Annotated in this window: 17 protein-coding genes; 3 read left to right on the forward strand and 14 right to left on the reverse strand. The window is 68.2% G+C overall.

Translation table 11 applies throughout. The features are described 5' to 3' along the window. Positions 1 to 12 precede the first annotated feature (12 nt). Positions 13 to 1,071 (forward strand): hypothetical protein, encoded by a 1,059-nt coding sequence (locus tag P0Y52_11935; GenBank protein WEK57246.1) that lies wholly within the window; start codon positions 13 to 15, stop codon positions 1,069 to 1,071. Positions 1,072 to 1,176: 105 nt separating this feature from the next. On the opposite strand, the gene P0Y52_11940 is transcribed toward P0Y52_11935, so the two are convergent. From P0Y52_11940 to P0Y52_11955, 4 genes are all read right to left on the reverse strand, one after another. Continuing rightward, a complete protein-coding gene (locus P0Y52_11940) occupies positions 1,177 to 2,355 on the reverse strand; it encodes a cell wall hydrolase (GenBank protein ID WEK57247.1) in 1,179 nt (392 codons plus the stop codon). A 107-nt stretch (positions 2,356 to 2,462) separates the two neighbouring features. Further along, positions 2,463 to 2,942, reverse strand: a complete 480-nt coding sequence (locus tag P0Y52_11945) for a DNA starvation/stationary phase protection protein (protein WEK57248.1) — start codon at positions 2,940 to 2,942, stop codon at positions 2,463 to 2,465. A gap of 331 nt (positions 2,943 to 3,273) precedes the next feature. Then, positions 3,274 to 3,636 carry a DUF6481 family protein gene (locus P0Y52_11950; protein ID WEK57249.1) on the reverse strand — a complete coding sequence of 121 codons (363 nt, stop codon included), beginning with the start codon at positions 3,634 to 3,636 and terminating at the stop codon, positions 3,274 to 3,276. Positions 3,637 to 3,872: 236 nt separating this feature from the next. Continuing rightward, positions 3,873 to 4,073, reverse strand: a complete 201-nt coding sequence (locus tag P0Y52_11955) for a hypothetical protein (protein WEK57250.1) — start codon at positions 4,071 to 4,073, stop codon at positions 3,873 to 3,875. A 428-nt stretch (positions 4,074 to 4,501) separates the two neighbouring features. On the opposite strand from P0Y52_11955, the gene P0Y52_11960 reads away from it, so the two are divergent. Beyond that, positions 4,502 to 5,464, forward strand: coding sequence for a cell wall hydrolase (locus P0Y52_11960; protein WEK57251.1), 963 nt, complete (start codon positions 4,502 to 4,504; stop codon positions 5,462 to 5,464). A gap of 33 nt (positions 5,465 to 5,497) precedes the next feature. On the opposite strand, the gene P0Y52_11965 is transcribed toward P0Y52_11960, so the two are convergent. Next, entirely contained in the window at positions 5,498 to 5,707 is a 210-nt protein-coding gene (locus P0Y52_11965) for a hypothetical protein (protein WEK57252.1), read from the reverse strand. A 108-nt stretch (positions 5,708 to 5,815) separates the two neighbouring features. Here P0Y52_11965 and P0Y52_11970 point away from each other — a divergent pair, with 108 nt between their 5' ends. After that, positions 5,816 to 6,964, forward strand: a complete 1,149-nt coding sequence (locus P0Y52_11970; GenBank protein ID WEK57253.1) for an acyltransferase — start codon at positions 5,816 to 5,818, stop codon at positions 6,962 to 6,964. Here P0Y52_11970 and nadC read toward each other — a convergent pair. The 9 genes from nadC to P0Y52_12015 all read right to left on the reverse strand — a co-directional run bounded on the left by nadC (position 6,918) and on the right by P0Y52_12015 (position 16,358). After that, the gene (nadC, locus tag P0Y52_11975; GenBank protein WEK57254.1) at positions 6,918 to 7,775 is read right to left on the reverse strand and encodes a carboxylating nicotinate-nucleotide diphosphorylase; all 858 of its coding nucleotides are present in this window, start codon (positions 7,773 to 7,775) and stop codon (positions 6,918 to 6,920) included. The two genes, P0Y52_11970 and nadC, sit on opposite strands and share 47 nt — an antisense overlap. A gap of 96 nt (positions 7,776 to 7,871) precedes the next feature. Beyond that, positions 7,872 to 9,452 (reverse strand): L-aspartate oxidase, encoded by a 1,581-nt coding sequence (locus P0Y52_11980; GenBank protein WEK57255.1) that lies wholly within the window; start codon positions 9,450 to 9,452, stop codon positions 7,872 to 7,874. 4 nt (positions 9,453 to 9,456) lie between these two features. Then, positions 9,457 to 10,287, reverse strand: coding sequence for a peptidase M50 (locus P0Y52_11985; GenBank protein ID WEK57256.1), 831 nt, complete (start codon positions 10,285 to 10,287; stop codon positions 9,457 to 9,459). A 160-nt stretch (positions 10,288 to 10,447) separates the two neighbouring features. Then, positions 10,448 to 11,527 carry a quinolinate synthase NadA gene (nadA, locus tag P0Y52_11990; GenBank protein WEK57257.1) on the reverse strand — a complete coding sequence of 360 codons (1,080 nt, stop codon included), beginning with the start codon at positions 11,525 to 11,527 and terminating at the stop codon, positions 10,448 to 10,450. A gap of 105 nt (positions 11,528 to 11,632) precedes the next feature. Beyond that, entirely contained in the window at positions 11,633 to 11,842 is a 210-nt protein-coding gene (locus P0Y52_11995; protein WEK57258.1) for a helix-turn-helix domain-containing protein, read from the reverse strand. Then, a complete protein-coding gene (locus tag P0Y52_12000) occupies positions 11,835 to 12,527 on the reverse strand; it encodes a hypothetical protein (protein WEK57259.1) in 693 nt (230 codons plus the stop codon). The genes P0Y52_11995 and P0Y52_12000 overlap by 8 nt, the downstream gene beginning before the upstream one ends. A 68-nt stretch (positions 12,528 to 12,595) precedes the next feature. Then, complete coding sequence (locus tag P0Y52_12005; GenBank protein ID WEK57260.1) at positions 12,596 to 12,931, reverse strand: GIY-YIG nuclease family protein; 336 nt, start codon at positions 12,929 to 12,931, stop codon at positions 12,596 to 12,598. Positions 12,932 to 13,009: 78 nt separating this feature from the next. Then, positions 13,010 to 13,660, reverse strand: a complete 651-nt coding sequence (locus tag P0Y52_12010) for a hypothetical protein (GenBank protein WEK57261.1) — start codon at positions 13,658 to 13,660, stop codon at positions 13,010 to 13,012. A gap of 43 nt (positions 13,661 to 13,703) precedes the next feature. Beyond that, positions 13,704 to 16,358: a M14 family zinc carboxypeptidase gene (locus P0Y52_12015; protein ID WEK57262.1), complete on the reverse strand. Its 2,655-nt coding sequence runs from the start codon at positions 16,356 to 16,358 to the stop codon at positions 13,704 to 13,706. Positions 16,359 to 16,364: the final 6 nt, after the last annotated feature.

The raw sequence follows: 16,364 nt of genomic DNA on the forward strand, positions 1-16,364 counted from the left end.
GGATGGTTGTGCATGCGTTCAACACTTCTTGCCCTGCTCATTGTGCTGACCTTGGCTGAAGGCACTGCTGCTCAAATCCGCACAGATGCAGAAGGACGCCCGATCCGAGACCGGACTGACCCGGACCTTGGCGGAGCCGTTGTCGAAGGTATTGCGACCTCAGATTCATTGTGGCTTCGCGGCGCTTCCAAGCAGGTCGTGCGGTTTAACCGGCAGACCGGCGAACGATCGGTCGCTGCTCTTCAGGTCTTGGATATCCTGGCTGACGGCCCCCACCTCTGGGCGCTGGTGGGGCTAGACGCCAATCAAGGCGTCGTGCGTGACCTTCGGGATCCCGATCAACCTGAACGTCGGATCTATTTCGAAGGTAGTCCTGTGGCCCTGTTTGCCACGAACGACGGCCCCGGCGTCCTGACAACCGAAAAGGTTCTGCTCCCCCTGGCCGACAAGTGGGACCGCAGGCCGCTTGCTGCATCCGTGGAACCCTACGCACAGGTTTCAGCGCTCACCGATGGCATGCTTTTCGTCGGATACAACAAGGGCGAGTGGGGTGGCGGATTGCGGCGCATTGATGTTTCAACCGGGACAATTTCTTTCGTGCGCGAAGCCGGCGCCAATTCATGCGGCGGCCTGATCAGCCCTGACTGCACGCCAGTCGTCGGGATTATCACCGACACCTCGACTCAGGGCTGCATTCTGGTTGGAGCAAGTTTGGCGCACCTCAGCGGACGATACGGTGAAGTCATGCGGGTTTGTGAAGACCAGATCTCTTCAGTCTTCGCTGATCCGCTCCCCATCAAGCCCGGTTCAATCGTCAATCGAGCCGGACAAACCTGGCCGTTCAACAGTTTGATCGCGACTGACGACGGCTGGATTGCCGTCGGGCAGAACCGTTTTGCCCGCTCGCGAAATGGGACTATCACAACTGGCGACGTTCCTATCCTTCGAGCCTGGGCAGGGCTCCAGGTTTCTGATCCCGACGATGGTCTCATTTTCATTGAAGCGGCGTGTTGCTGGGGCTCGGACACGTTTGTCCCATATCAAATGATCGCCGTTCCCATTGGGCTATAGGGGACCCCCTCCACTTCCAAGGCCCGCTTCCCACCCGTTCTGGCATTTCAGAGCGGACGCACTCGAGGCGGGGCGACGATAGCCGCCGCGCCGCGACAGCGACGGTCAGACCGCCGGCTTGCCCACTTCCTCGACCGCCATGGCGGTGACGCCGGGCGGAGGCGCGACCGCGACGGCGGGCGCCGCCTCATAGGCCTTCAGCCGTTCGTTGATGGCGGCGATTTCGTCCTTGCTGGCCTGACGGCGGCCGCCCAGGCTGGCGATGCCGACCACGCGGGTCTGGCCGTCAATCTCGACGGTGCGCAACTGGTTCGGCGCGGCGCCGGCCAAGGCCTCCTCGACGCTGTCGGCGGCCAGCAGGATGCGGGGCCGGGCGAAGCGGGCCTCGTCGATGACAGGTTCGCGGCCCGCCGACCTCTGGGCGAAGGCTGCGCTTTCGCCCGGCGCGCCCTTCCAGCGATAGAAGATGTGCGCCCCGACCTGGGTGATCTTGGCCAGGGTCGGCGACCACCACGGATGGACGTAGTCGGCGTGATAGTGGGTCGCGGTGCCCACGCGCGTCGCCACATGGCCGGCCAGGGCGCGCTCGGCCACGCGGGCGGCGCGGGACCAGGCCCAGGGGATGGGGGCGCGGCTCAGCGCCCCGTCGCAGGTGAAGCTGAACTGGCAGCCGGCAGTCCGCTCGGCGCCCTGATAGACCACGCCGCAGACCGTGTTGGGATAGTTGGGGTCGCGCACGCGGTTCAGCACGACCTGGGCCACGCCCTCCTGCCCCTCGCTCGGCTCCAGCGCCGCCTCGTAGTAGACGGCCTGGGTCAGGCAGCGCAGGGCGCGTTTGCGGTCAGCCTCGGTGGCGGGACGCAGGTCGAAGGGCTTCGCGGGTTGCAACGCGCCCAAGGCATTGGGCATGGCCGCGTTCAACTGCTGGGCGGCGACGCCCGAGACGCCGGCGTCCAGAGACGGCTTGCCGCCCAGGGTCAGACTCTCCCACCCCGGCGTCAGGTCATAAAGCTCGGGCAGGTTCAACGCCGGGTCGAAGCGGCGGGCGATGGCCAACTGGCCGGGGTCCAGCCGCGCCATGATCAGTTTCAGGCCGTTCGGGGTCAGGTCGCCGCCAGTAGCGCGGGCCACAGCCTCGGCGGTGCGGTCCAGATCAGGCCGCACGCTGGAGCTGGCCGACATGGCCAGACCCATGACCGCCAGACTGACGGCCACCGCCATAGGCGCCATGGCCAGGGCCTGACGTCCGGTCGTCTTCAACTGCGGCAGTCGGCCTTTCAGCATCCAGCGTCCCATAGGCGGCGCTGGCGAGCGCCGGAGGGAGATCAGGATGGTCACCCAATCCGGCGCTTTTCAGGCCCGTTGATTACCGTTCCGTGAGCGACCGCGCTCTAGCGGTCGCCCAGGCTGGACCGCAGCATCCAGGCGGCCTTTTCGTGAGCGGCCAGACGCTGGGTCATCAGATCGACCGAGGCCTCGTCGCCGACCTTGTCGGCGGCGTCGAGGGCGGCGCGGGCCGTGGCGATCAGCACGCCGTGGTCCTTGATCAGCTCCTTGAGCATGGCGTTGGCGTCCTTTTCCGGGTCGCCGTCCTTGATCGAGGTCAGGTTGGCGAAGGCCGAGGCGCTCTGCGGGGCCAGTTCGCCCAGGGCGCGGATACGCTCGGCGATGTCGTCCAGCGCGGCCCAGATTTCATTGTACTGCTGCTCCAGCAGCTTGTGCAGGCTGAAGAATTCCGGCCCGCGAACGTTCCAGTGATAGCCGTGCGTCTTCTGATAGACGGCGAAGCTGTCGGCCAGAACCTTGGACAGTTCCTGCGCGACATCGCCGCGCTCCTTGGGTTTCAGGCCGGTGTCGATGGAAGCGGTCATGTCTGCTCCTGAAGGCGTGACGAACGAAGATCCAGCTTTGCAGGTAGGTGTTTTCTCAGGCCCGCCAAGGGGCGAGGCGGCCTGCGCCCATGAATCTTCACTGCTGAAACGCTGAAGTCGCCGGGGCGTTGCAGGCGCAGACAGCGCTCAAACAGCCGAGCGCCAAACCCCTCTCCTCTTGCGGGAGAAGGTGGTCCGTCAGGGCCGGATGAGGGGTCTCGCAATGGCGGACGAAGGCGGCGCGTTGAACCTCGCGCCCCCCTCATCCGTCCGGCTTCGCCGTCCACCTTCTCCCGCAAAGGGAGAAGGGCCTTAGCTGGAAGACGCTTGTTTAGCGCTGACGCGCCTTGCGGGCGGCGTAGCGGGCGTCGCGAGCGGCCTTCTGTTCTTCCTTAGTCAACTGCTTGCGCTCCTTGCGGGCGGCGCGCTTGGCGGCGTCGACTTCTTCCTGGGCTTCCTGTTCAGCCGCCATGCGTGCGGCTTCCTTCTCGGCCTTCTCACGGCGCTGTTCAGCCTTTTCCAGCTCGAACTGCTGACGCAGAGCCTCCTTCTCGGCGGCCCGCTTCGCGGCCAGCTTCTCGAACTCGGGATCCTGAACGGTCGGCTTGGGCTTGAACTTGGCCAGCAGGGCCTTCTTGGCGTCCTGTTGAGCGGAGATACGGTCGTTGAAGCCGGTTTGTTTGAGGTCTCGCATGCGTAGAGGCGGTCTTCCTTGAAACTCTGATGAGGGGCGACGCCGATCAGTGGCGGCCCGGCGGGCGTGCGGATGCGCGAACGGCCCGGCGCGCTGGCAAAGCGGAATCCGGCGCGAAAAGCAAGCTCTGCGGCCGTTCCGGACCTCTAAACGCGCAATTTAGAGCGATATCGCGTCCAGAACAGCAGATGGGCCGTCGCGGCGCCGCAGGCAAGCGGGGCCGCGCGCAGGCGCGATTAGCGGTGCGGCTTGTCGATATGGCCGACGGCGGCGCCGGCCGCCCCGCCGACCGCGGCCCCCACCGGCCCCGCCACCACAGCGCCGGCGATGGCGCCGGTCGCCGCCTTCTGCTCGACCGAATGGCCGCAGGCGGACAGGGCCAGGGCCGAGACCCCGAGAGCGAGAACGGCGGCGGCGCGGATCGAGGATCGGGTCATGGGGCGGAGAACTCCTTGAAATGGTTCAGCTTGCAACGCGCCCAGAGGCCTAGAGTTCCCCTCTCAAGCGAAACGCCTTTCAGCAAGTAACCCAGCCTTCACGAATAGCGTTTACGATCCGATCGGGGCCGGATCGAAATCATCGACCGGTATCCGAATACAGATTCGGCAAGATGTGCTGAAGCAATGACACAGGCTTCTCACAAGCGGTCGAAACGCCATCTGTAGGCGCGCGACGAATTGCTGCGGCGCAACGATATCTGGCGAATCAACCACATTGAGGTCATAAACAGATGGCTTAAGGCCCGCCTTCCGGAGGTCGGCCGTTCGTCGATCTCTGGTCCGGAGCCGGTTCGCGACGCGTCATGTCGCCTGGGTTCGTTGAGTACAGGGGCGGCATCCTCGCCCTGCTGAACAGGACTACGCCTTTGAGTTTCTCTTCGCAGACGCGTGCGCTGATGCACGCCGCCCAATCGATTCGCCTGCGCCCCAGGACGGCGGCTGCGGCGTTCGGCGGCGTGGTCAGCCTTGCTGTCGGTGGAGCCTATCTGGGCGGCGTGGCCGCCCAGGCTTCAACCGTTCGCGCCCAGGCTGAACGCCTGCAAGGCGCCGGCTCCCAGGGCTATACCCAGGAAGCCATGGCCGCTGCGGCGGGCGGCCTGGACGCCAGCGCCCTGGCCATCGCTGATCGCCATGACCCCTATTCCGTCGCTGGCGCCGCCCAGCGCGACCGTCAGGCGGAACTGCTGACCGCCCGCCTGGAAGAGAGCCAGAACGGCCTGCGTCGCGCCAACCTGACCAGCCCCGCCGCCCGCCCCTTCAATCTCGGCAGTTCGCTGGACCAGTCGCGCGATCTCGATTGCCTGACCAAGGCCGCCTATTACGAAGCGCGCGGCGAGGGTGTGGACGGCATGAAGGCCGTGGCCCAGGTGGTTCTGAACCGCGCCCGTCACGCCGCCTTCCCCAATACCGTCTGCGCCGTGGTCTTCCAGGGCTCGAACCGCAGCAGCGGCTGCCAGTTCAGCTTTACCTGCAACGGCGCCATGCGCGGCGCCGTCAACCGCGCCGCCTGGAACCGCGCGCGCGACGTGGCGTCCAAGGCCCTGTCAGGTCAGGTCTATGCCCCTGTCGGCAACGCCACCCATTTCCACACCACCGGGGTTTCGCCCAGCTGGCGCAACAGCCTGGTCAAGGTCGGCCAGGTCGGCGATCACCTCTTCTATCGCTTCGGCGGTCGTTCGGGCTCCAGCGACGCCTTCCGCTACACCCCGCGTCCCTCGAGCGGCGCCGAGACCCCGCGCCTGATTCAGGCCAGTCTCAAGACGACCGAGGCCTCGACCGGCCCTGTGCCCTACAACCAGATCGCGTCGGAAACCGCCGTCGCCGGATAACCTCCCGGTGACGGCCCGACCGTGGATGGCTGTCTAGCGGTCTTGCGTCTTCCACTGCGGCGTCATGTTCTGCTTCAGGTTGCCGAACCGGCCCTGTTGATGCGTGTTGACGCCCATATCGCCCGGCGGCCCCTTCGCGGCGCCGGTCGCCAACTCATGCCGATCCGCCATATCCTGAACCGCGCACGCGCCATGATCGGCAAAGCTGCGCTGCTCCTTGGGTACGGATAAGGACTTGGTCATGGCGGGCTCCTTTCACCTCAAGGAAACGAGCCCCGACGCAAGGATGTTCCCGGCCTGTTTCTTGCTGAAGACGGCTCAGACCGCCCCCGACGTCCCGGAAGCCGCCGCATGACCCTGACCTCCGCCGCCCCGCCCGCCGCCTCCAAAACGCGTGGCGGCGCGCTCGACGCCCTGAGATTTGTCGCCGCCCTGTTCGTGGTGGTGTTTCATTTCGGGGATGCGGCGCCGATCTCGCTGCAGTCGATGCATGGCTTTCTGGGACGCGGCTATCTGGCCACCGACTTCTTCCTGATCCTGTCGGGCTTCGTTCTGGCCAAGGCCTATGGCGCGGGCGTCGCCAGCCGCAAGGTGTCCCTGGCCCGGTTTTGGCTCAAGCGGCTGGCCCGCTGCTATCCCACCCATATCATCACCCTGGCCATGCTGGTCGTCATGGTGCTCGCCGCCGGGGCCCTGGGCATGCAGGCGAGCAATGAGGGCCGGTTTGACCTGTCCGGCCTGCCCGCCCAGATCCTGCTGCTGCATGCCTTCGGGCTGGGCGGCGGTCACTGGAACATTCCCAGCTGGACCATCTCGACCCTGCTGATCTGCTACGCCTTCTTCCCCATGCTGTGGCGGACCATGCTGAGGATCAACAGCGTCTGCATCAGTCTGGGGCTGGCGATCGGCATTGTCGTCGGCGCCAACGCCCTGAGCCTGGCCCTGCTGGGCGAGCAGCAGTTCAGCCTGCCCTTCCAGTGGTGCATGTTCCGCGCCGCGCCGCTCTTCCTGGTCGGGCTGGCGCTGGCGCGCGCGGTTCAGACGGGGCGCTGGACCGCCGGCGCGGCGCGGATCGTCGGCTTTGGCGGGGGGGCCGTCCTGCTGGCCAACGCCTGGTGGGTCGGGCCGGACCTGATCAACATCCTGGCCATCGGCGCCGTCATCATCGGCTGCGGCGCCTCGCCAGTGACCAAGCCCATCCCCGGCGCCGAATGGGGCGCCAAGGTGAGCTTCTGCCTGTTCATGGTCCACACCATCACCGGCGCCGTCTGGTTCGACGTGGTCGAGCCGCTGGCGGCCCGCCTGCATCCGGCGATCGAGAGCGTGGCCTGGGAGGCCTGGGCCATGTGGTTCGGCGCCCTGGTCTTCACCCTGGTCGCCTCGGACCTCTACAACCGCCTCATCGACGAACCGATCCAGAAATGGATTGGCCGCAAATGGTTCGCTCGCCCGGTTACTTCGCGTCCAGACCCACGTCCAACTGCGGAACAGAGTGCGTAAGGGCGCCCACCGAGATCACGTCCACCCCGGTCGCGGCGATGCCCGCCACGGTCGTCAGATTGACCCCGCCTGAGGCCTCCAGCGTCACGGGACCAAAGGCGCTGGCCTTCACCCGGTGCACGGCCTCGGCCAGGTCGTCGAGGTTGAAGTTGTCCAGCATGATGACGTCCGGGCGCTCCGGCAGGACCTCGTCCAGCTGAGCCAGGCTGTCGACCTCGACCTCGACCTTCATCAGGTGGGGCGCGAAGGCCTTGGCGCGACGCACCGCCTCGCCCGCCCCGCCGCAGACGGCGACGTGGTTGTCCTTGATCAGGATGGCGTCATCCAGTCCGAAGCGGTGGTTCAGACCGCCGCCGCAGGCCACCGCGTGCTTCTCCAGCGCGCGCAGGCCGGGCGTGGTCTTGCGGGTGTCGGCGATGCGGACAGTTGTTCCCGCCACGGCCTGCACATAGGTCCGGGTCAGGGTGGCGATCCCGCACATCCGGCCCAGCAGGTTCAGCGCCGTCCGTTCCGCCGCCAGCAGGGCGCGGGCGTCAGCCTCGACCTCAACCAGCACGGTCCCGACCTCGAAGGCCTCGCCGTCGGCGACCTTCACCGTCACCTTGGCCTTGGGGTCCATGGCATGGACCGCGATCCGCACCACGGCGCCGCCGGCCATCACGCCCGCCTGACGCGCGGCGAAGACTGCGCTCATCCGCGCCTCCTCGGGGATGCAGGCCTGGGCCGTCACATCGCCGGTGCGGCCCAGATCCTCGGCCAGGGCCATCCGCACGACGGGTTCGATCAGCAGGTCCGGCAAGGTTCGGGTCATTCTTCTTCACCAATCCTCCCCCGTCCCCGACGGGGGAGGGGGACCACGCGCAGCGTGGTGGAGGGGGCGGCCGCAACCGCCCCGGTTTGTGTTTTCTCAGCGCTCAGCAACGGTTAGGCAAGAGCCCGGCTCCGCCCCCTCCACCGCTTCGCGGTCCCCCTCCCCCGCTCCGCAGGGGAGGATCACAGGCGTCAGCCGCATCCGCGTGTGCTCCGCCGTCGGCAGGCTGTCGGGATAGTCGGCGCGGTAGTGCCCACCCCGGCTCTCGCGGCGCTTCAGCGCCCCCTCGGCGATCAGGCGGGCGGCGGTCAGGACCACGGCGTCGGGATGGGCCTTCATCAGTCGGTCGATGCCGCCGATCAGGACGCTCAGCCCCTCTTCGTCGCGCACCACGCCCGCGAACCGGGTCATGGCGGCGCGAAGCTCAGCCATCGCTTCGGGCGGCAAATCCTTCGAGGCCCGCGCCGGCTTCAGCGCCGCCTTGGCCGGCTGCACCTCCTGCGCCGCCGCCCGCCCGGCGCGACGCCCGAAGGCGCCCGCTTCCAGCAGGGAATTGGAGGCCAGACGGTTGGCGCCGTGCACCCCGGTCGCCGCGCATTCGCCGATGGCGTAGAGGCCCGCAACCGTGGTCCGCCCCTCGTCGTCGGCGACGATGCCGCCCATGTGGTAGTGGGCCGCCGCCGCCACCGGGATGGGGCTGACGCGCGGGTCCAGCCCGGCGCGCATGCAGGCGGCGAACACCGCCGGGAACTCGTGCGGGAAGGCCTCGGCCACCGCCTGGGTCGCATCCAGAAACGCCCCGCGTCCGTCGGCGCGCGCCGCGTGCACCACCCGCGCCACGATGTCTCGCGGGGCCAGATCGGCGTCGGCGTCTGCTCCCAGCAGGAAGGCGCCGGTTCCGTCGATCAGCCGCGCCCCCTCGCCGCGCAGGGCCTCGGTCGCCAGGGGCGCCGGGTCGAGGCCGACATCGATGGCGGTGGGGTGGAACTGCACGAACTCGGGATCGAGGATTTCAGCCCCCGCCAGATAGGCCAGCGCCAGCCCCTCGCCGCGCAGGGCCGAGGGGTTGGTCGTCACTTCATACAGACCGCCGACGCCGCCGGTGGCCAAGACGACGGCGGGGGCGAAGACCTCGTCCACGCGCCCGCCAGCCCGCTCGATCAGGGCGCCGCGCACCCGGCCGTTCACGTCCTGGATCAGGCCGCGCAGCCGCCCGTCTTCCCAGATCTCGATATGCTTGGAGGCGCGCGCCGCCGCCACCACCGCCGACAGGATGGCCCGCCCGGCGCCGTCGCCGCCGACCCGCGCCACGCGCGGCAGGCTGTGCGCCGCCTCAAGACTGACGGAAAATCCGCCCGCCTCGTCCCGGTCGAAGGGCGCGCCCAGAGAAGCCAGCCACTCCACCGTCTCGCGCCCCCGCTCGGTCAGGGCGCGCGCGGCCTCGGGCTCGACCAGACCGGCCCCTGCCCCTTCGGTGTCTTTCGCGTGCAGGACCGCGCTGTCTTTCGGCGACAGGGCCGCCGCGAGCCCGCCCTGGGCCCAGGCCGAGGAACAGGCGTTCAGCAACAGATCCGGCGTGACCACCAAGGCTTTCGCCGGCGCGGCCTCCAGCGCGGCCGACAGCCCCGCCAGTCCGCCGCCGATGATCAGCGGCCCGTCATGCCGGATACGCGCCATGCTGCTAGCGGCCTCCCACGCCGATGAATTTCAGGCCCATGTCGAAGGCGGGTTCCACCGCGCCGCCGGTCAGGGGCAGCAGGGCGCCAAGGGCCGCCGCCGCACAGATCGCCGCCGTCGCCAGATAGAGCGCCAGGCTGCGCCCCGCCTCCGGCCAGCTCAGTTGACCCCAGGCCGCGCGCCAGACGCCGCGCTTCATATGGCCGAAAATCGCGATGGCGAGGAAGGCCGCCAGGATGAGCCGTCCCGTCGACAGGCCCCACCAGACGGCCAGACCGCCGACGGCCAGCAGGGCGACCTGCTCCAGCCGCGGATGCACCCGGGTCAGCACCGGCCCCAGAGCCTTGGACCCGTCCAGCGGCGGGGCGGGCAGGAGGTTCACCAGATTGATCATGGCGATGAAGAAGGCCCCCATCAGCCACTCGGGCGACCGCAGCGCCAAGCCGACGGCCACAAAGGGGATCATGGCGACCAGGCCGAAGGCCGGACCCGCCAGCGACACCAGCACGCCGTGCCACTCGCTCTTCGGCTCGCGCTGAGCCTTGGCCATGCCGCCGAGGAAGGGGATGATGTAGATGCGCGCCGGTCCCATGCCGAGGCGGTTCATCGCCAGAACGTGCCCGTATTCATGCACGAACAGGCCGAACAGGACGCCGCCCGCCACCACGACGCTGCCCGTGACCCACCACAGGAAGCCCGCCATCAGCAGGGTCGAGGCGATGGCCCAGGCCGGATGCTGACCCTTGTCCTCCAGCGGTGCGGAACGAACGGGCGCGGCTTCAGAGACAGGCGCAGTTCGTCCGTCGCGCGCACCCCAAGGCCCCTCGACGCTCATCCTTCTCCCCTCGGGGGAGAAGGTGGGACGCGCAGCGTCTCGGATGAGGGGGACGCCGGAGACAGGCGAACGGTCGAGGATGAGGCTGCCCTCCCCCTCATCCGTCCGGCTCCACCGGCCACCTTCTCCCCCGAGGGGAGAAGGACAGCAGCGTCATGCATCAGATCAGCTCCACATCGACGTGGTGCCGGGCCTTGATCAGGTCATAGCGCGCCGGGATGGCGGGCGGCGGCAGGTCGATCATCCGCTGCACGGCCAGACGCCCGCGCTCGGCCATCTCGGGCTCCACCGTCACCTCGAACTGCATGTATTTCAGGCAGTCGCGGATGTTCTCCAGCGTGATGCGCTTCATGTGCGGGCACAGGTTGCACGGGCCGATGAAGTCGACGCCGGGCACGTCGCCCTTGACGTTCGAGGCCATCGAGCACTCGGTGATCATCACCACCTGCTTCGGCTTGCGGTCGACCACATAGTCGATCATCGCCGCCGTCGATCCGGCGAAGTCGGACGCGGCCAGCACCTCTTCCGGGCATTCCGGGTGGGCCAGGATTTCCGCGCCCGGATAGGCGGCGCGCATCTCGGCGATGTCGTCGGCGGTGAAGCGCTCATGCACCTCGCAGCGGCCCTTCCAGGCGATGATGCCGACATTCGTCTGGGCCGCGACATTGCGCGCCAGGAACTCGTCGGGGATCAGGATGACCTTGTCGACGCCCCATTCCTTCGCCGCCCATTCCACCACCTGAACGGCGTTGGCGCTGGTGCAGCAGATGTCGGTCTCAGCCTTCACGTCGGCGGTCGTGTTCACATAGGTGACGACCGGCAGACCGGGGTAGCGCTGCTTGATCAGCCGCACGTCCGCGCCGGTGATCGAGGAGGCCAGCGAGCAGCCCGCGCGCAGGTCGGGGATCAGCACGGTCTTCTCCGGGCTCAGGATCTTCGACGTCTCGGCCATGAAGTGCACGCCCGCCTGGACGATGACCTTGGCGTTCGAGCGCGCAGCCTCCTTGGCCAGCCCCAGGCTGTCGCCGACATAGTCGCCGACCCCGTGGAAAATCTCGGGCGTCATATAGTTGTGGGCTAGGATGACGGCGTTGCGCTCTTTTTTCAGCGCATTGATCTCGCTGATCAGTTTCGCCTGTTCCGGCCACTCCAGCGGCGTCACCAGACCCTTGACCTTCTCCCACACGGGAGCGGTCTCGCGCGCCAGTTCCTCTGACAGGCCGAAAGCGCCATCCGCCATCTTCGTCACTCCCTGGCGCCGTCTGCGCCGCTCCGACTTATGCTCAAAGTTAGCATAAGCAGGCGCAATGTAGGCCGTTCCGCACAGGGCGCAAGGAAAATCAGTTCAGTCTTCGAGCGTGAACAGGGCGTCCAGCGGCACCTCCAGCGCCCGCGCCAGCGTCAGGGCGACCAGGACGGAAGGGGTGAAGACGCCGTTCTCGACCGTGTTCACCGTCTTCCTCGAGAGCCTGGCCCGGTCGGCCAGTTCCTGCTGCGTCAGGCCCGCCGCCGTCCGCACCGCCTTCAGATGGATGACCAGACGCGGCTCAGCCACCGCTGGCCCGCCGGTCCAGTTGCCAATAGCGCAGCCCCGCCGCCGAAGCCGTGACGAACATCAGCCCCGGCAGGGCCGCCACCGCCGCCTCGGGCCGCCACAGCCCCAGAGCAAAGACGACCAGCAGGCCGATCATGACCACGGCCAGCGCCACATTGAGCGCGTCGCGACGAAAGGACAGGGTCAGTTCGTCCTCGAGCAACCGCTTCATCTTCTTGTCGCCGGGGTTGTCGAGACCCGCGACCATCATCAGCAGAACGATCGAAACCATCGGCGACAGTCCCACCATCATCCAGTCCAGCCCTTCGCCCTGCCCGCTCGCGATGTCCCAGGCCCCCTGCGTGCTCTGATAGACCAGATAGAGCGTGGTCAACGGCATCAGCGCCATCGACACGGCCCGCTGCTTCTGGACCACGTCGCGATAGCCGCCCTTGGCGTTCTCGACGCGGACAGTGTCGCCGTTGGGCATATATCGGCCCGCCAGAGGGAATGAGGCGACAGCCGCGCCCAGCCCCACAAAGGCAAGCACAACGCCAGCTGCCGACGCCCATCCCTCGCCGTTCCCGGCCAGCACAAGGCCCAGCACGCCCGCCGTCGCCCCCACGCCGCCCAGCGCCGCGATCATCCGCAGCCGGCGCACCCGATGCCGCTCATTCACCCTCGCCCGCTGCAGGTCGTCGTCCATCCGCCCCTCCATGGCACCTATGGGTTACATATATCACCTACAGGTTACATCGCAAGAGCGCCGATCTTTCAGAGGCTCTCCGCACCAAGCCGCACGGCCCACAGGGCGGCGCGTTTCTTCAACTCGTCCTTGCGGGCCATGTCGGACAGGTCCGGCGACAGGCGGTCCAGTTGCTCGAAGCGGAAGCTGTCGGCGCCGTGGGTTTTCCATTCGGCCTGAAGCGACTTGTAGGGGCTGCCGCCCATCTTCAGCGCGAACCACAGGCCGTTCTGCTGAGTGTCGATGTGGCGGCTCTGGCCCACCCAGGCGCGGCCAGTGGCGGAACAGATGACGGCGAAGACCCCGGCGATGGTTTCACGGTCCTTGTAGTCGTTGATGAGCGCCTTGCGGTCCGCGGACGTCATGGACGCCTCCCTTGTTTTTACCCGGATCAAATAACAGAAGTTATTACCCGGGTAAATATAGCCGCGCGTCGCTGGCTCCTAAGGCAGCGTCGCGGGCGCCGCGATCCGGGCGAAGCGGTAGCGGGTCAGCGACCGATCCACGAAGGTCCAGGGCAGGAGACCGATCTGACGCCGCTCGCTCCACAGATCCAGCAACAGGGCGTCGGGCGTGGGCGTCAGAACGCCGACGTGGCTGTTGGCGGAATAGCTCTCATACTGGGTGCGCACGCTCTCGGTCGCGATCCACAGCCGGCCACGCGCGCAGCCGTTGGTGCGCGACAGCAGGTCGGCGGCATAGGGCGGTTCGTTCGGCTGGGGATCGGGGGCGCCGTTCAGCAGCGGCAGCCGCCCCTCGGCGGCCGCGCCTCGGCCGTTGTCGGCGGTGATCCGCCAGCCGCCCGCCGCCTGTGACAGGGTGATCGTGGTCGGGGCTCCGTCGCCCCAGACATCTGGCGCCTGAGACAGGTCGCGCACCGCCAGAGGCCGAGCCAGCAGGGCGTTCAGATCGGGCTCGGCGGTGGGCGCGCCCCGGCGGCTGAGGATCTCGCCCTGGGCCTGATAGGCGCCGCTCAGGTCCGGGCACTGGGCCAGGTCGGAGGGCGTGTTTCTGATCGGCAGGCCGCCGACCGTGGCGGTGCAGGCGCCGAGCGTCAGCCCGGCAAGGGCAAGGGCGGCGAGGCGAAGGCTCATCATGCTGAACCCTAGCCGTCGCCGCCCCGCCTGAACACCGAGGCTAGCGGCGGTCCTCGCCGTTGCCGCCGGAGGTGTGGGCCGGGCCGCGGAAGACGGCGTTGAGGAAGAGCGGCTTCAGCCCTTCCAGGAAGGCGCGCATGGTCACGTCCTGGGTGAAGGCCACGACCTGACCGCGACCCAGTTCCGAGGCCATGGCCACCGGCTTGTAGGCCAGCTGACGGCGGTTTTCGGCCCAGAGCTGGCCCGAGGCGAGGATGCTGTCCGGGCCGGCCAGACGCACCACATTGGTCCCCTGCTCGCGGGTCAGGGGCGTGTAGATGTCCGAGCCGCGCACCATGACGCTGAGATCGCGCGCGACGCCCGCGCCCAGCCAGTGCTCCTGATCCACGACGGCGTGGGCCAGGACCCCGGCCACGGAATCGGGCGAACCGTGGTGGTTGGTGCGGTCCAGATAGTCAGCCTCGGAAGGGATTTCCGTGCCGGGGGTCGTGGCGCCCGATCCCCCGTCCGCCTTGTCGCCCTCGGGGACGACAGCGGTTTCGCGACGGCTGTCGAGCAGCTTGGCGTCAGGGTCCGTCAGCAGGCGGCTGGCCGAGCCGACGCCGATCAGAACGCCGCCGCCCTCGACCCAGGCGCGCAAGCTGGCGATGCCGTCCGCGCCCAGGATCTTCTCATAATTGCCGCCCGACGGCAGGATCAGCACTTCGTAGCGCGACAGGTCGGCGCTGCCGAGACGGCGGGTGCGGACCGCCGTGACCGGCCAGCCGTATTCGCGCTCCAGCACGTGGCGGATCGAACCGGCGGACTCGGCGTCGGTCGGGTCGTCCCAGGCCATGGCCACGCGCGGGGCCTTGATGGTGGTCGCGTACTCCGAGCCGACATTGGGGCCGCTGGACACCCAGGACGTGGCCAGGGCCGTGACCTCGGCCCCGCTGTCCGCGGCGATGCGGCGCACGCGCTCGTCCAGATCGGCGGGCGATCCGGCGCGCGGCACGATGAAGGCGCCGCCCGCATAGGCCTTGCCGTCCAGGGTGAAGGCTTCCTCGATCGAGCGGACCGGCAGGTTTTCCTTCAGGGCGGCGGTCAGGAAGCGCATCCCCGCCGTGCCGGGGTTTATCGCATAGCCATAGGCGGCGTCCGATCCGGCGATGGCGACCGGGCGGATCAGTTCGGGGCCGACCGCCGTGGTCTGGACCGAGGGCGCGCCCGAACACTTCTGGCTCGGCACGTTGAACAGCAGGGGCATGGACCAGCCGGTCAGGTCATAGATTTCGTCGCCCAGACCCCGCGCGCGACGAGCCTCCTGTTCGGCCACGAACTTCGGGTCCAGCGGCACGTCCTTGGCCAGCAGGACCTCGGCCATGCGGCGCTGGGGCTGCGACAGATTCACCACGAAGTCGCCGGCGCGATAGTTTTGCCCGCAGGCCGAGAAGGAAGCCGTGGCGCGCCCGACCTCGATGCCGGAACGCACCAGCAGGCCCGCCAGCTTGTCGGCGGCGGCCGGATCGGCGGCGCTGGAACGCGACAGGACATAGGCGCCCCGTCCCGCCAGTCCGTCGCGATGGAAGGCGTAGAAGTCGTTCAGCAGCTTTTCGCGGTCGCGGGCGGCGGTCTCGATGGTCGACAGGCTGGCGGTCAGGTGGCCCTTGACCGTGTCGGCGTAGGTGATGACCTCGCCCGAGCGGCGCCGCGCCATCAGGCCGCGCGCCGAGCCCTGCTCATAGGTCATGGAGACGGCGCCGAAATAGGCGGGCCAGCCGTCGCCATAGCCGGGATAGAAGGCGTCGTAGGTTTCACGCGTGAAATAGGCCAGGCCGGCCTGATCGAAGCGCGCGCCGTTGTTGCGGCCAAAGCGTTCGCGGGCGTCCAGAATCTGCGGATAGATCCACGGGTTCAACGGATTGGCCTCGGGCGGGAAGAAGAAGCTCGAGTCCGTGCCCATCTCGTGGGAATCGACCAGGACCTGGGGCCGCCAGTCGCGGATCAGGGCGGCGTGGCCCTGGGTTTCCGGCTGGGACTGGATGAACCAGTCGCGGTTCAGGTCGAACAGGTTGTGGTTATAGCGGCCCGAGGGCCAGGGCTCTGACCGTTCCGCCGACAGGGGATCGGGGTTGGGCTGGACGCCGAGGCCCGCCTCGAAGGTGGTGATGAAACGGTCGCGTCCGTCGGGGTTCTGGGTCGGGACGAAGACGACCACGGCGTTCTGCATCCAGCCCTGCGCCTCGGCGTCCGCGCTGTCCATCAGGCGGCGGGCGGCGGCCATGGCGGCGTCGGCGGGACTGATCTCGTTGCCATGCACCGAATAGGCCATCCAGACGATGACCGGGGTGTTCGCGATCAGGGCGCGGGCCTGATCCGGCGAGGTGCGGCGCGGATCGCCCAGAGCCCGCGTCGCAGCCTTGATCTGATCCAGTCGGGCGATGTTGGCGGGCGAGCCGACGGCGGCCCAGAACAGGGGACGGCCTTCCCAGGTCGTGCCGTAGTCGCCCATGACCATGCGGTCGGGCGCGCTCGCCCTCAGGGCCTCGAAATAGCGCCGCACCTCGGCGGGGCGGGTGATGCGCGTGCCCGGCGCATGGCCGAGGACCGCGTCCTGGGTCGGCGGGCTCTGCTGGGCCAGAACGGGGCTGGCGGCGGCGGCCAGAACCAGGCTGAGCGCGAGCAACGGACGCGCGGCGATACGACGACGTGACATGAGAAC

This window comes from Candidatus Brevundimonas phytovorans, assembly GCA_029203145.1.
GTDB lineage: Bacteria > Pseudomonadota > Alphaproteobacteria > Caulobacterales > Caulobacteraceae > Brevundimonas > Brevundimonas phytovorans.

Coding starts and splice junctions, on each gene's coding strand:
- P0Y52_11945 (WEK57248.1), bottom strand. CDS start 2,942: ATGACCGCTTCCATCGACACCGGCCTGAAACCCAAGGAGCGCGGCGAT.
- P0Y52_11950 (WEK57249.1), bottom strand. CDS start 3,636: ATGCGAGACCTCAAACAAACCGGCTTCAACGACCGTATCTCCGCTCAA.
- P0Y52_12010 (WEK57261.1), bottom strand. CDS start 13,660: ATGAGCCTTCGCCTCGCCGCCCTTGCCCTTGCCGGGCTGACGCTCGGC.
- P0Y52_11980 (WEK57255.1), bottom strand. CDS start 9,452: ATGGCGCGTATCCGGCATGACGGGCCGCTGATCATCGGCGGCGGACTG.
- nadA (WEK57257.1), bottom strand. CDS start 11,527: ATGGCGGATGGCGCTTTCGGCCTGTCAGAGGAACTGGCGCGCGAGACC.
- P0Y52_12000 (WEK57259.1), bottom strand. CDS start 12,527: ATGGACGACGACCTGCAGCGGGCGAGGGTGAATGAGCGGCATCGGGTG.
- P0Y52_11940 (WEK57247.1), bottom strand. CDS start 2,355: ATGCTGAAAGGCCGACTGCCGCAGTTGAAGACGACCGGACGTCAGGCC.
- P0Y52_12015 (WEK57262.1), bottom strand. CDS start 16,358: ATGTCACGTCGTCGTATCGCCGCGCGTCCGTTGCTCGCGCTCAGCCTG.
- nadC (WEK57254.1), bottom strand. CDS start 7,775: ATGACCCGAACCTTGCCGGACCTGCTGATCGAACCCGTCGTGCGGATG.
- P0Y52_12005 (WEK57260.1), bottom strand. CDS start 12,931: ATGACGTCCGCGGACCGCAAGGCGCTCATCAACGACTACAAGGACCGT.
- P0Y52_11985 (WEK57256.1), bottom strand. CDS start 10,287: ATGAGCGTCGAGGGGCCTTGGGGTGCGCGCGACGGACGAACTGCGCCT.
- P0Y52_11935 (WEK57246.1), top strand. CDS start 13: ATGCGTTCAACACTTCTTGCCCTGCTCATTGTGCTGACCTTGGCTGAA.
- P0Y52_11965 (WEK57252.1), bottom strand. CDS start 5,707: ATGACCAAGTCCTTATCCGTACCCAAGGAGCAGCGCAGCTTTGCCGAT.
- P0Y52_11955 (WEK57250.1), bottom strand. CDS start 4,073: ATGACCCGATCCTCGATCCGCGCCGCCGCCGTTCTCGCTCTCGGGGTC.
- P0Y52_11970 (WEK57253.1), top strand. CDS start 5,816: ATGACCCTGACCTCCGCCGCCCCGCCCGCCGCCTCCAAAACGCGTGGC.